This window comes from Nocardioides secundeburneus, assembly GCF_039939255.1.
GTDB lineage: Bacteria > Actinomycetota > Actinomycetes > Propionibacteriales > Nocardioidaceae > Nocardioides.
In genome coordinates, this window is record NZ_JBDUUE010000012.1 from 1 (window position 1) to 12,319 (window position 12,319).

Annotated in this window: 13 protein-coding genes and 2 pseudogenes; 2 read left to right on the forward strand and 13 right to left on the reverse strand. The window is 74.5% G+C overall.

Going from position 1 to position 12,319, the window contains the following annotated elements; translation table 11 throughout:
• The first annotated feature begins 11 nt into the window (after window positions 1–11).
• Complete coding sequence (locus ABFT23_RS22430; protein WP_347899285.1) at window positions 12–119, forward strand: hypothetical protein; 108 nt, start codon at window positions 12–14, stop codon at window positions 117–119.
• 6 nt (window positions 120–125) lie between these two features.
• Here ABFT23_RS22430 and ABFT23_RS22435 read toward each other — a convergent pair whose 3' ends face one another.
• A complete protein-coding gene (locus tag ABFT23_RS22435) occupies window positions 126–701 on the reverse strand; it encodes a TetR/AcrR family transcriptional regulator (protein WP_347899272.1) in 576 nt (191 codons plus the stop codon).
• 77 nt (window positions 702–778) lie between these two features.
• Between ABFT23_RS22435 and ABFT23_RS22440 the strand changes: the two genes are divergently transcribed.
• Window positions 779–1,348, forward strand: a complete 570-nt coding sequence (locus tag ABFT23_RS22440) for a dihydrofolate reductase family protein (protein WP_347899273.1) — start codon at window positions 779–781, stop codon at window positions 1,346–1,348.
• A gap of 15 nt (window positions 1,349–1,363) precedes the next feature.
• Here ABFT23_RS22440 and ABFT23_RS22445 read toward each other — a convergent pair whose 3' ends face one another.
• The 12 genes and pseudogenes from ABFT23_RS22445 to ABFT23_RS22500 form a co-directional block, all read right to left on the reverse strand.
• Complete coding sequence (locus ABFT23_RS22445) at window positions 1,364–1,612, reverse strand: hypothetical protein (RefSeq protein WP_347899274.1); 249 nt, start codon at window positions 1,610–1,612, stop codon at window positions 1,364–1,366.
• Window positions 1,613–1,671: 59 nt separating this feature from the next.
• Window positions 1,672–2,640, reverse strand: a complete 969-nt coding sequence (locus ABFT23_RS22450; protein ID WP_347899275.1) for an MsnO8 family LLM class oxidoreductase — start codon at window positions 2,638–2,640, stop codon at window positions 1,672–1,674.
• Between the two features lie 235 nt (window positions 2,641–2,875).
• A pseudogene (locus ABFT23_RS22455) lies at window positions 2,876–3,571 on the reverse strand (polyprenyl synthetase family protein); the annotation flags it as partial.
• Window positions 3,571–4,980, reverse strand: a complete 1,410-nt coding sequence (locus tag ABFT23_RS22460) for an alkaline phosphatase family protein (protein ID WP_347899277.1) — start codon at window positions 4,978–4,980, stop codon at window positions 3,571–3,573. The pseudogene ABFT23_RS22455 and the gene ABFT23_RS22460, both read right to left, overlap by 1 nt.
• 13 nt (window positions 4,981–4,993) lie before the next feature.
• Window positions 4,994–6,169, reverse strand: a complete 1,176-nt coding sequence (gene eboE, locus ABFT23_RS22465) for a metabolite traffic protein EboE (protein ID WP_347899278.1) — start codon at window positions 6,167–6,169, stop codon at window positions 4,994–4,996.
• On the reverse strand, window positions 6,166–7,038 hold the full coding sequence (locus tag ABFT23_RS22470) for a TatD family hydrolase (RefSeq protein WP_347899279.1): 873 nt from the start codon (window positions 7,036–7,038) through the stop codon (window positions 6,166–6,168). Before ABFT23_RS22470 ends, eboE begins: the two co-directional genes overlap by 4 nt.
• A 5-nt stretch (window positions 7,039–7,043) precedes the next feature.
• Window positions 7,044–7,673 (reverse strand): EboA domain-containing protein, encoded by a 630-nt coding sequence (locus ABFT23_RS22475; RefSeq protein ID WP_347899280.1) that lies wholly within the window; start codon window positions 7,671–7,673, stop codon window positions 7,044–7,046.
• The gene (locus ABFT23_RS22480) at window positions 7,670–8,536 is read right to left on the reverse strand and encodes a sugar phosphate isomerase/epimerase family protein (protein WP_347899281.1); all 867 of its coding nucleotides are present in this window, start codon (window positions 8,534–8,536) and stop codon (window positions 7,670–7,672) included. The genes ABFT23_RS22475 and ABFT23_RS22480 overlap by 4 nt, the downstream gene beginning before the upstream one ends.
• On the reverse strand, window positions 8,533–9,402 hold the full coding sequence (locus ABFT23_RS22485) for an SCO3242 family prenyltransferase (RefSeq protein WP_347899282.1): 870 nt from the start codon (window positions 9,400–9,402) through the stop codon (window positions 8,533–8,535). The genes ABFT23_RS22480 and ABFT23_RS22485 overlap by 4 nt, the downstream gene beginning before the upstream one ends.
• Entirely contained in the window at window positions 9,399–10,526 is a 1,128-nt protein-coding gene (locus tag ABFT23_RS22490) for an inositol-3-phosphate synthase (RefSeq protein WP_347899283.1), read from the reverse strand. Before ABFT23_RS22490 ends, ABFT23_RS22485 begins: the two co-directional genes overlap by 4 nt.
• Before the next feature lie 206 nt (window positions 10,527–10,732).
• A complete protein-coding gene (locus tag ABFT23_RS22495) occupies window positions 10,733–12,121 on the reverse strand; it encodes an FGGY family carbohydrate kinase (protein WP_347899284.1) in 1,389 nt (462 codons plus the stop codon).
• 17 nt (window positions 12,122–12,138) lie between these two features.
• Window positions 12,139–12,319 (reverse strand): annotated as a pseudogene (locus tag ABFT23_RS22500) (sugar phosphate isomerase/epimerase); the annotation flags it as partial.

The following is a 12,319-nucleotide window of genomic DNA, read 5'->3' on the forward strand; positions in this document are numbered from 1 at the left end:
AAGCCATGAAGATGGAACAACCCCTCAAAGCCCACAAGAACGGCACCATCACCGGCCTCACCGCCCAAACCGGCGCCACCCTCACCAACGGCCAGACCATCTGCGAGATCAAGGACTGAGCCCGCTCACCCCTGGCCGGGCAGCAACCCCTCGACCAGGGCGTCGATGACGGCGTCGGTCGACGTGGTGACGTCGATCGACGTCGTGAGGCGGTCGAGCAGGAGACCGTCAATCGCGTAGTGGAACAGGGCGATCTCGCGCGCCCCGCCGGGCAGCCCGGCCTCGGCGTTGAACGCGACGTCGCCGGCGAACCCCGCGCGGAGCCAGCCGCCGATCACCTCCTCCACCTCCGGGTTGCGGGCCGTCTCGAGACGCAGCTCGAAGAGCGCGAGCGTGACGTCGTGCTCGCGCGACAGGCGGCGCACGATGTCACGCAGGTAGTCGGCGTACAGCGCCTTGCCCGGCTTGCGACGGGACAGGCGCGCGAGCACCTCCGGGTCGGGGGCGAGGCGCTCACCGATGCGCGCGATGAGCGCCTGGAGCAGGTCGTCGCGCGACCGAAAGTAGTTCGAGGTCGTACCGACGGGCACCTTGGCGTGTCGGTCGACGGCCCGGTGAGTGAGGCCACGCGCGCCGGCGTCGGCGAGCACCGCGATGCCGGCGTCGGCCAGAGCGCGTCGTCGCTCGTCGTTCCTGACCACAACTACAGAGTAGCGCCAACCACTACAACTGTCGTACCGTCAGGGAAGCACTACATCTGTCGTGATTGGAGCACAGCATGCGCACGCTCACCTACTACGTGGCGGCCACCCTCGACGGTCGCATCTCCGGGCCGGACGACGACTTCTCCGCCATCCCGGTCGTCGGCGACCACATCGACATGATCCTGCGCGACTGGCGCGACACCCTCCCGGCGCCAGGCCTCCAGTCCCTGGGCATCGAGGCCGACAACTCACGGTTCGACGCAGTGGTCATGGGTTGGGCCACCTACGCCGCCGGGTTCCAGCACGGCGTCGTCGACCCGTACCCGCACCTCGACCAGGTCGTCGTCACCCGCAAGCACGCCGACCACCCGTTCCCCGCCGGAGTGCGCAGCACGACCGATCCCGTGGCCGAGGTACGCCGGCTCAAGCAACAGGACGGCGTCGGCGTCTGGCTGTGCGGCGGCGGCAAGCTCGCCGCTGCCGTGGCCGACGAGATCGACCGCCTCGTGCTCAAGGTCAACCCGATCGTGCTCGGCGACGGCCCGGCCCTGTTCGACGGACCGTACGTGCCGCGCTCGTTCACCCGCACGGCCGTGACGCCGTACGAGTCGGGAGTCGTGATCACCGAGTACGAGCGGACCTGAGCGCGGCCCCGGACCTCAGCCCCGCCGACGCAGGTGCTCGGCGCGCATCCAGCCCTGGCGGAGGTCCCAGCCGCCGGAGTAGCGGAGCACCCAGACGACGAGCCCCTCCCACCGCCCGTCGCGGGTGGTGCGCCACTCCAGCAGCAGGCCGGGACACGAGGCGTCGCCCCACGTGCCGGTGACGCACACCCAGACGTGCTCGGCCTTCACGAGGGCACGGTCGGTCGACGCCGGCGTCGAGTGCCGCTCCATCTCTGCCGCCACCCGTCCACGATAGAACACGTGTTCGAACGAGTACCCGCCCTGGTCGGCCTCCAGTCGGCTCAGGCGAGGAGGGTGCGCAGGGCACTGTCCGACTCCGCCAGCGCGTCGACGTCGTAGGTCGAGGTGCTGGCCAGCAGCTCGTCGGCCCCGGTGCGCTCGGCGAGCTGCTCGAGGCGCCGTCGCACCCGGTCGACGCCACCCGCGACGGCCCGGTCGAGCGAGGCCTCCACGCGGGTGCGCACCTGGGCGGGCCAGTCCTGGTCGCGGATGACCTTGACCGCCTCGAGCGGCGGGAAGACGCCGGTGCGTCTCGACTGGGCCATCGCCCACGCCTCGGGCAGCGCGAGCTCGCGAGCCGTGGCGTCGTCGTCGGCGACCATGACGTCGAGCGAGACGGTCACCCACGGCGTGCTGCCCCGCCAGGGGCGGAAGGTCCGGCGGTAGGCCGCGAGCCGCTCGGCGACCTCGTCGGAGAGCAGGTCGCCCCCGCCGAGCGCCACCGGCAGGCCGAGCCGCGCGGCGACGTCGACGCCGCCGCCGATCGCCAGCACGTGCATCGGGACGACGCCCGCCACCGCCGGGCGAGGCGTCACCTCGCTCGTCCCCTCGAGGAAGCTGCGCAGCTCGCGCAGGTCGTGCTCGAAGTCGTCGGCGTCCTGCTCCTCACGCCGCAGGGCCCGCCGGACCGGCGGCGTGAAGCCGAGCGACCGCCCGAGGCCGAGGTCGATGCGCCCGGGGTGCAGCGCCTCGAGCAGGAGGAACTGCTCCGCGACGACGAGGGGCTGGTGCAGCGGCAGCATCACCCCGCCCGAGCCGAGCCGGATGCGTGACGTGCGGGCGCCGAGCGCGGCGAGCAGCGTGCTGGGCGCGCTGGTCGCGATGCCGGGCACCGCGTGGTGCTCGGCCACCCAGAAGCGGTCGTAGCCGATCTCGTCGGCCCGCACGCCCCGCGCCACGGTCGCCGCGATCGCCTCGGCGTCGGTCTGTCCGGCGCGGGTGCGGGAGCGGTCGAGCAGGGAGAGCCTCACGTGGGGGCAACGCCGGCGGCGGCGCGGACCTTCCTCACAGGCCGGCGAGCGCCTCCACCAGACCGGCGGTGCGCGCCCGGCCGGCGTCGTCGAGGGAGAGGTCGAGGGCGCGTCGCAGCGAGGCGGTGGCCCAGTCGCTGAGCGGCGAGCCCGGCAGGACGGCGCGCGCCGCGGCGACTTCGCCGACGAGCAGGTCGGCGACGGCGGAGACCGGGTCGTCGAGCAGGGCCACGGCGGTCGGGACGCCGTTGGCCGCGTCGAGGCCGACCGGCTTGCCCATGCGGAGGGGGTCGCCGACGGTGTCGAGGAGGTCGTCGAGGTGCTGGAAGGCGATGCCGAAGTGCAGACCGAACCGGCCGTGCGCCTCGACGACGTCGGGCGGGGCACCGACGGCGAGCGCACCGATCTCGGCGCTCGACCGGAACAGCTCGGCGGTCTTGAGCGTCGCGTACTCGGCGTGGGCCGCGACCGACGGCGCATCGGCGAGCGCGGCCTCGCGCAGCTGGCCGGCGGCCATGCACTCCAACGCCCGCGCCCAGGCGGCGCCCGCCCCGGCCGACTCGGCGGCCGCGGCCCCCCGGGCCAGCAGGAGGTCGCCGACGACGATCGCGGTCGCGGTGCCGGCGCGCGCCACCACGGACGGGCGGCCGCGCCGGGTGGGCGCGGTGTCGATGATGTCGTCGTGCACGAGGGTCGCGACGTGCAACAGCTCGACGGCCGTGGCCCCGGCCACGACGCGGTCGTCGACGTCGGGGTCCGCTGCCGGCTCGGCGGACGCGGCGGCGGCAGCACTGCGGACGACGAGGTCGGGCCGCAACAGCTTGCCCGGCACCAACGCGTCGGCCACGACGGCGTCGACCGCCGGCACGCCGCACGAGGGCGGCGTGCGGAGCCCTTCGCGGACGCGCTCGAGCAGGCTGTCGACGTCCATCAGGACACCGGGGTCCCGGCGTCCCGGGCCGCCTCGTCGGTCGCGGCGTCGACGCCGACGAGTCGCAGCAGCAGGTTGCGCACGTCGGTGGCCGCGATGCGGTCGCCGACCGCGCCGGCCCGGTCGCAGATCAGCACGGGTGCGTCGTCGTCGCGGTCGGGCAGCCGGCCGTGGGTGCCGCTCACGGGCGCGGGGTCGAGCGGGATCACCTTCATCGCGTAGCGCAGACCGGCGAACTTGCGGGCCAGCGTGAACGCGGCCTTGGCCTTGACGAGCGGGTCGTCGGGGTCGAGGAAGAGCTCGGCCGGGTCGTAGCCGGGCTTGCGGTGGATGTCGACGCCGCGGGCGAAGTCGGGCGCGCGGTCGTCGTCGTCCCAGTAGTAGTAGGTGAACCAGGCGGTCGGCTCGGCGACCAGCACCAGCTCGCCGGCACGCTCGTGGTCGAGGCCGACCTCGGCCTGGCCGGCGCGGTCGAGCACCTGCTCGACCCCGGGCAGCGCCGCGCAGAGCTCGCGCACGCGCTCGAGGTCGGCGGCGTCGTCGACGTAGACGTGCGCGACCTGGTGGTCGGCGACGGCGAAGGCCCGCGACACCCAGGGGTCGAGGTACTCCATGCCGTCCTGCGTGTAGACCTCGAGCAGGCCCTGGTCACGCAGCATGCGGTTGACGTCGACCGGGGTGTCGGCCTTCGTGATGCCGTACTCGGAGAGGACAACGACGCGCGCGCCGAGCCGCTCGGCGTCGTCGAGCAACGGTGCGAGGGCCGCGTCGACGTCGCGTGCGGCCTGTCGCGACTCCTCGGCGTCGGGGCCGAAGCGCTGGAGGTCGTAGTCGAGGTGTGGCAGGTAGGCGAGCGTGAGGTCGGCCTTCGGCAGCAGCTTGCGGGCGGCGGCGACGATCCACTCCGACGACTTGATCGAGGCCGTCGGGCCCCAGTACTGGAAGAGCGGGAACGCGCCGAGCTCGCCGACGAGCTCGTCGTGCAGCTCGGGCGGGCGCGTGTAGCAGTCGGGCGCCTTCTTGCCGTCGGCGTAGTAGATGGGGCGCGGGGTCACGGTCCAGTCGGTGGTGGCGCCCATGGCGTACCACCAGCACACGTTGGCGACCTTGTAGTCGGACTTCGTGCGACGGACTGTCTCCCAGACCTTCTCGCCTTGCACCAGCTTGTTGTGCTGGCGCCAGAGGAGGACCTCGCCGAGGTCGCGGAAGTACCAGCCGTTGCCGACGATGCCGTGCTCGGCCGGGGTGAGCCCGGTGAGCAGCGTCGACTGCACGCTGCAGGTGACGGCGGGCAGCACGGTGTCGAGCACCGCCTGCGAGCCGCCGGCGGCGAGCTTCTGGAGCCGCGGCATGTGCTTCAGCAGCGAGGGGGTGAGGCCGACGACGTCGACCACGAGCAGCTTGTCCATGGGTGGTGTCTCCTTAGAGCGGGGTGAGGCCGAGGCCGACGAGCTCGGCGTGCACCCACGCGAGCTCGGCGGCGAGCTGGTCGGCCAGGGCGTCGGCGTCGGACGGTGCGCCGCCGGGCAGCACCGACCAGGTGTAGGTCTCGACCTCGAGGTGGGCCACGCGGGCCGTGGGGCCGCCGAGCAGCGCGGCGAGCGAGGCCTGCAGGTCGGCGCGCGCGGTGCGCAGCGGCGGCTGCGGGTCGGCGTGCACCGGCACGTGGAAGTGCACGCGCCAGGGGGCGTCGGTGTCGAGGGCGTCGTCACCGTCGAGGGCCTGCGGCAGGTCGTCGCGCGCGGCGACCGCTCCCCCGCGCTCCTGGCGCACCTGGTGCAGGAAGCGGTCCTCGGCGTACGACGCGAGCGCCGCTCGCGTGCCGGCGTCGGCCGGGTCGTCGACCACGAGCGCCGCCGCCGGCTGCGACTTCACGATCTGCAGCCCCGCGTCGTCGAGCAGCCGGACGGCGCGCGCGGCGTCGTCGAAGCCGACGGCGAGGTGGCACAGGTCGAGGCAGATGCCGATGCGCTCGCGGTCGACGGCGTCGAGGTGCACGACGGCCTGCTCGACGGTCTCGATGACGCAGCCCGGCTCGGGCTCGATGCCCACGACGATGCGGCGGGCGGTGTCGGCCTCGAGCTTGGCGAGACCGTCGGCGAGCTCGGCGAGGTGGCCCTCGGCCGTCGCCTGGTCGGACGGCGTCCACGGCGTCTGCCACGCGAGGGGCAGCGTGGAGATCGACCCGTGGCCGTCGTCGGCCAGGTCGTCGGGCAGCAGGCCGGCGAGCACCCGGGCCGCGGCGAGCGTGTAGTCGAGCCGCTCGCGCTCGGCCCACGTGGGGTGGTAGACGGCGTGCTTGACCACGGCCTGCTGGAAGGCGGCGTACGGGAAGGCGTTGACGGTGACGATCTCGACGCCGTGGTCGGCCAGCCGTGCCCGCACCTCGCGGACGGCGGCCGGGTCGGCGTCGAGCCGGTGTGCGGCGTCGGCCGGCAGCCACAGGCCGAGACCGACGCGATCGACGCCGAGCACCGAGCGGATGCGGCCGCCGACGCCGACGGCCTGCTCGACGAGCCCGTCGACGTCCTCGGCCGGCAGCACGTTCGTGCCGTAGCCGAGGTGGACGACGGTGCCGTCGGGGTGACGCAGCCTCACGACGACGCCCGGGCCCCTCGCAGGATCGAGTTGCCCTCGAAGGTCGCCGTCAGCTCGATCTCGCCGGACATCTCGTCGAGCATCAGGCGGCCGCTCTGGCCGAAGAACTCGATCGGGTTGCGCCACAGGACGCGGTCGACGTCGTCGTCGGAGAAGCCGGCAGCGAGCATGGCCTCGCCGGTGGCGCGGGTGAGCAGCGGGTCGCTGCGGCCCCAGTCGGCTGCGGAGTTGACCAGCACCCGGTCGAGGCTGCCGCGCTGCTGCAGGATCGCGACCATGCGGTGCGGGTCCATCTTGGTGTCGGGGTAGATCGAGAAGCCCATCCAGCACCCGGCCTCGTCGACGGGGCCGACGGTCAGCTCGTTGAGGTGGTCGACGACGACCATGCCGGCCTCGATGCCCGAGGCCTCGCACAGCTCGAGGGTGCGGCGGGTGCCGCCCTCCTTGTCGCGGTGGGGCGTGTGCACCATCGCGGGCAGCTCGAACTCGACGGCGAGCTCGAGCTGGCGGGTGAACGCGTGCTCCTCGGCCTCGGTCATCGAGTCGAAGCCGATCTCGCCGACGGCGACGACGCCGTCCTTGGCCAGGTAGCGCGGCAGCACGTCGAGGACGTCGGTGCAGCGCGGGTCGTTGGCCTCCTTGGGGTTGAGCGCGATCGTGCAGTGGTGGGCGATGCCGAACTGCCCGGCCCGGAAGCGCTCCCAGCCGACGAGGGCGTCGAAGTAGTCGGTGAACGAGCCGACGTTGGTGCGCGGCTGGCCGAGCCAGAAGGCCGGCTCGACGAGCGCGCGGACGCCGGCGGCGTACATGCGCTCGTAGTCGTCGGTGGTGCGCGACGTCATGTGGATGTGCGGGTCGAAGATTCTCACGTGGATCAGGCCTCCGAGGACGAGGTGGAGAGGAGGACGGTGGCGTCGGCGGGCACCGGCCGCCCGGCGGCGGCGCGCTCGTTGGCGAAGCGCCGCACCATGGCGACGAGCTCGTCGTCGGCACGGGTGTCGAGGTCGGCGACCTCGGTGAGCGGGACCCCGGTGAACAGGCACTTGAGCACGCCGTGGCGCCAGTCGTGGGTGGACAGCCGCGCGGCGTGCGGGCCCATCGCCGCGGCGACCAGCCGCACGTCGTTGGTGCGCAGCGCGTCGAGCAGGAGGTCGGAGGCGTCGACGGACCGCGCGTCGATGCCGCCGAGCGCGAGCAGCACCGCGCGCTTCTCGTCGGCGTCGCCGTAGCGGTAGACCTCGCGCAGCTCGGCGAGCAGCGCCGCACCGTCGATCGCGGACGCCGCGGCGGCGACCAGCTCGACCCGGACGGCGTCCTCGGCGCGGTGGGCGGTGCCGTCGAGCGGCCCCCGGGAGGTGCGGCGGGCCGCGGCCGGGAACAGCCGGCCGAGGCGGTCGGGCGAGGCGGCCAGCGTCGAGGCCATCTCGTCGAGGGCGCCGGCGGCGTCAGGACCCAGCGCGGTGCGCAGGGCGGCGGGCGGCACGAGCAGCCGGACGGCGATCATCGGCCCACCCCCGCGGCGGTGACGCGATCGAGCGAGTCGCGCATCGCGACCATGCTCGAGCGGGCGGTGGCGGGTGCGGCGTGCGAGTGCCGGGGCAGCTCGATGCAGGCCAGGCCCTCGTAGCCCGCGGCGACCAGGGCGCCGAAGACGTCGTCGAGGTCGAGCTCGCCGGTGCCGAGCTCGAGGTGCTCGTGCACGTCGCGCACCATGTCGTCGACCTGCACGTTGCCGAGCAGTGGAGCCGCACGGCGCACGGTCTCGCCGGGCGTGCGCGGCTCGTTGCAGACCAGGTGGCCGAGGTCGAGCGTGATGCGCAGGTGCTCGGGGTTGCCGAGTCGCTCGCGCAGCGCGAGCACGTCGTCGAGCGTGGCCAGGAACATGCCGGGCTCGGGCTCGACGCACACGGTGACGCCGAGGTCGGCGGCCTCGTCGAGCACGGGACCGAGCCCGTTGACCACCCGGCGCCACAGGACGGCGGCGCCGACACCGGCCGGGGCGGTGCCCGACCAGCACGACATCGCCTCGGACCCGAGCTCGTGCGCGATGCGGACGGCGCGGCGCAACAGCTCGACCCGGCGCTCGCGGCCGTCGTCGCTGACCAGCGTCGGCTCGTGCTTGTGGAACGGGTCGAGCACGTAGCGCGAGCCGGTCTCGACGACGGAGGCGAGCCCGTGCGAGTCGAGGCACCGGCGGGCGTGGGCGATCTGCGAGGGCAGGTCGCCGAACGGGTCGAGGTGCGGCTGGTCGAGCGTCAGGCCGACGCCCTCGTAGCCGAGCGAGGCCACGACGGCGCAGGCGTCGGCCAGGCGGTGCCCGGCGAAGCCGTTGAGGCCGTAGCCCAGACGGAGTCCGGAGGTACTCATGTGGGGCTCACCTTCCTCGCAGCACGACGGAGCACCGGGCCTGCTCCGACGACGACAGCGGCCGCGGCGAACCGGCCGCGCGCGGCCAGCCACGAGGCCTGCAGCAGCGTGAGGCCGCCGATGCCGGCACCGGTGGCGGCACGCACCTGCGCGCCACTGGGATCGGCGGCGGCGCGGGCCTGGGCCCCACCCACCTTGGCCACGTAGGCCGCGGCGAGCGCGGACGCCGCCCACCGGTCGCGGGGGCGCGCGCCGGCGTCGCGGACCGTGCTGCCGACGACCATGGCGGCGGCGGCCGCCGTGGTGCCGATGGCGGCGACGGCCGTGGCCGGGCGGGCCCCGTGCACCTCGCCGCGGCTCAGCAGCGTGACGCCGGCCGTGTGCGTGGCCGTGGCGACGGCCGGGACGACGGCCGCACCCGGTGCGGCAGCCGCACCGAGCAGCACGTCGAGGCCGCGCGTGGACGCCATCACGGCCGGGCCGGCGGGCGAGTCCTTGGCGACGAGGTCGTAGGCGGCGACGAGCACCGCGAGGGGCACGCTCACCCGGAGCGCGCGTCGTCCACCGGCCAGGGCGCTGACGGCGAGACCGGCCGCGCCGAGCCCGGCGGCGACGCCGAGGGCCGTCGACGCCGTCATGCGGCCCGACGGGATGACGCGCTCGGGCCGCTCGACGGCGTCGACCTCGCGGTCGGCCCAGTCGTTGAGCGCCATGCCCGACCAGTAGAGGAGCACCGAGCCGAGCGGCATCGCGCCGGCGCCGGTGAGCGGGGCCTGGCCCGCGAAGGCCGAGCCGGCCCACACGTCGCCGGGCACGGTGAGCGCCGCCGGGAGACGGACGAGCTCGGCCAGGTCGCGACTGTTCACGCGTCGAGCCCCCGTCGCCACGTGACCAGCTCGCGCCACTGCTCGGCGAGCCGGTGCTCGGTGCCGCCGATCGGGTCCTTGAAGAAGAACCCGAGCTCGGACAGCGCGCCCGAACGCCCGGCGGCGTGCGCCGCGGCGGTGAGCCGCACGAGGTCGAGGACCAGCGGTGCCGCGAGCGCGGAGTCGCAGCCCTGCCAGGTGATCTGCATCGTCATGCGGGTGCCGAGGAAGCCGTCGAAGAGCACGTGGTCCCAGGCGGTCTTCCACTCGCCGAGCTCCTCGACCTGGTCGATGTGCATCGGGCCGGGGACGGCGTGGCCGGCGATGGCGTCGAGGCCGCTGCGCTTGGTGTCGGTCTTGCTGCGCGCGGTGACCGGGTCGGCCAGGGTGGCACCGTCGCCACCGCCGAGCAGGTTGAACGAGGCCCACGACCGCAGCGCGAGGTTGCGGCTGGCGAACATGGGGGCGAGCGCCGACTTGAACAGGGTCTCGCCGGTCTTGCCGTCGCAGCCGGCGTAGGGCAGGCCGCTGCGCTCGGCCGCCTCGATCACGACGGGCAGTCGCAGGCACGGGCTCGGGGTGAAGGTGACGTAGGGAGCGCCGGCGGCGAACGCGGCCAGCGCGTAGACCGCGCCGACCGGCAGGTCGTCGTCGAGCGTGCGGAGGCTCTCGGGGTCCTGCGCGGGTGGCTGCGTGCTGGCGACGTCGACGACGACGACGCGCTCGAGGTCGTGGCGCTCGCGGAAGCCGGCGATGTCGGCGGCGAGCCGCTCGACGGCCTCGGCCACCGACTCCTCGGCGGGGTCGTAGCCGTGCCGGACGTCGTCGTCGATCGCGGCGAGCTCGGCGCCGACGGCCGCGACCAGCACGGCCGGCACCACGCCGTCGTCGGCGAGTGCCTCGGCCTTCTTGGTCAGGCTCCGCGGGCTCACGTCGTGGCCGCCGAAGACGAGACCGTCGAGGCCGGGCAGGCCGTCGGGGTCGAGCTCGGGCAGCTCGGTGACGAGGCCGGTGGTCGGCGCCAGGCCGTGACGGACCCCGAGCGCGCCGACGACCGCGGTGGTCGCCACCGAGCCTCGCGCGCCCACGAACCACACGCCGGTGCTGCTCTTGGTGCTCTTCATCTCAGATCCTTCCGGTGGTGTGTGGTGCTGTCGCTGGTCGAGCCGTCGGGCGCGCCCGCGCGTCGGGCGGGTCGAGGTCCCGGGGGCCGGTCGCTCGACCTCCACCCAGTGTGTGGTCCGGGTGGGCGGGCGTGCGGCCGCTGCGGTGGTGCCGGCTCGCCGGGCCACGGGCCCGTCGGCGCGACGGAGGTCGTGGTGCGGCGTGGTCAGCCATCACGCAGTCTCGCGTAGGCCGCTCGGACGCCGGCAGCGGCCTCGCGCTCGGCGTCGGTGGGGGCGGGGAGGTCGTCGAGGCCCTGACCGGGCCACACGGGGGGTGAGGGGGTGCCGCGCAGCGCCCAGGCGGCCTGCCGGGCCGCGCCGAGCGCGACGTACTCCCCCGGCGCCGGCAGCGCCACGGGGTGGTCGAGGATCGCGGGCGCCAGCGCTCGCAGCGCGGGGCTGCGGGTCGCGCCGCCGACGAGCAGCAGCCGAGCCGGTGTCGTACCGGTGGTCACCGAGAGCCGGTCGAGCGCGTGGGCGAGCGAGCACAGCAACGCCTCGAAGGCGGCGCGGGCGAGATCGGCCCGGGTGGTGGCCGGGGTGAGCCCGTGCCAGGACCCGACGGCGTCGGGCCGGTAGGGCGTGCGCTCGCCGCCGTAGTAGGGCAGCAGCGTCAGGCCGCCCGAGCCGGGCGGGGCCTGCAGCGCCAGGTGTGACAGCTCGCCGTGGTCGACGCCGAGCCAGCGCGCCTGCAGGTCGAGGACCCCGGCGGCGTTGATCGTCGAGCACATCGGCAGGTAGCCGGACTCGGCATCGGCGAAGCCGGTGATAGTGCCGCTGCCGTCGGCCACGGCGTCGGGGCTGACGACGGAGACCACGCCGCTGGTGCCGATGGAGACCAGCACGTCGCCGGGCGCGAGCGCCACGCCGAGCGCGCCGCCCATGTTGTCGCCCGTGCCCGCTGCGAGCACGGCACCGCGCTCGGTCGAGGCGGCCACGGCTCCCCCGGCCACGACCTCGGGCACGGCGGCCTCGTGGCCGAGCGCGTCGGCGAGCAGGTCGGGTCGCCACGTCGCGTTGGCGGCGTCGTAGTAGCCGGTGCAGGAGGCGTCACCGCGGTCGGTGAAGGCCGGAGTGCCCGGCGCCGCGGCGTGGGCGGACACGTAGTCGTGGGGCAGGAGGACCTGCGCGACCCGGGCGGCGGCCTCGGGCTCGTGGTCGCGCAGCCATCGCACCTTGGCCGCGGTGAACGAGGCGACCACCACGCTGCCCACCGCCTCGGCGCAGGCCTGCCCGCCGCCGTGCTCGGCGACCAGGTCGGCCGCGGCCGACGCCGAGCGCGGGTCGTTCCACAGCAGGGCGTCGCGCACCGGGACGCCGTCGGCGTCGAGCGCGACCATGCCGTGCTGCTGAGCGGCGACCGAGACGGCCTCCGCCCGGTCGACGAGCGGGCCGGCGGCCTGGTCGTAGGCCGCCAGCCACGCCCGCGGGTCGACCTCCGTGCCAGGCGGGTGCGACGCCGACCGGGCGTCGACCACCGTGCCGTCGACGGCGTCGACGAGCACGGCCTTGGTCGACTGGGTCGAGGAGTCGACCCCGAGCACGAGCGTCATGACAGGTGTCAGCGGCCTCAGGAGGTGGTGGAGAAGGCGGCGTCGAACGCAGCCGAGGGCGGGTCGAACGCCAGACGACGCACGAACTCCAGCGCCTCCGGAGCACCCACCAGACGATCCATCCCGGCGTCCTCCCACTCCACCGAGATCGGACCCTCGTACCCGATCGTGTTCAACATCCGAAAAGACGCCTCCCAC

Bases quoted from the DNA above. Each gene is read 5' to 3' on its own strand.
- ABFT23_RS22430 (WP_347899285.1), top strand. From the start codon at position 12: ATGGAACAACCCCTCAAAGCCCACAAGAACGGCACCATCACCGGCCTC.
- ABFT23_RS22440 (WP_347899273.1), top strand. From the start codon at position 779: ATGCGCACGCTCACCTACTACGTGGCGGCCACCCTCGACGGTCGCATC.
- ABFT23_RS22460 (WP_347899277.1), bottom strand. From the start codon at position 4,980: ATGGACAAGCTGCTCGTGGTCGACGTCGTCGGCCTCACCCCCTCGCTG.
- ABFT23_RS22475 (WP_347899280.1), bottom strand. From the start codon at position 7,673: ATGATCGCCGTCCGGCTGCTCGTGCCGCCCGCCGCCCTGCGCACCGCG.
- ABFT23_RS22480 (WP_347899281.1), bottom strand. From the start codon at position 8,536: ATGAGTACCTCCGGACTCCGTCTGGGCTACGGCCTCAACGGCTTCGCC.
- ABFT23_RS22490 (WP_347899283.1), bottom strand. From the start codon at position 10,526: ATGAAGAGCACCAAGAGCAGCACCGGCGTGTGGTTCGTGGGCGCGCGA.
- ABFT23_RS22495 (WP_347899284.1), bottom strand. From the start codon at position 12,121: ATGACGCTCGTGCTCGGGGTCGACTCCTCGACCCAGTCGACCAAGGCC.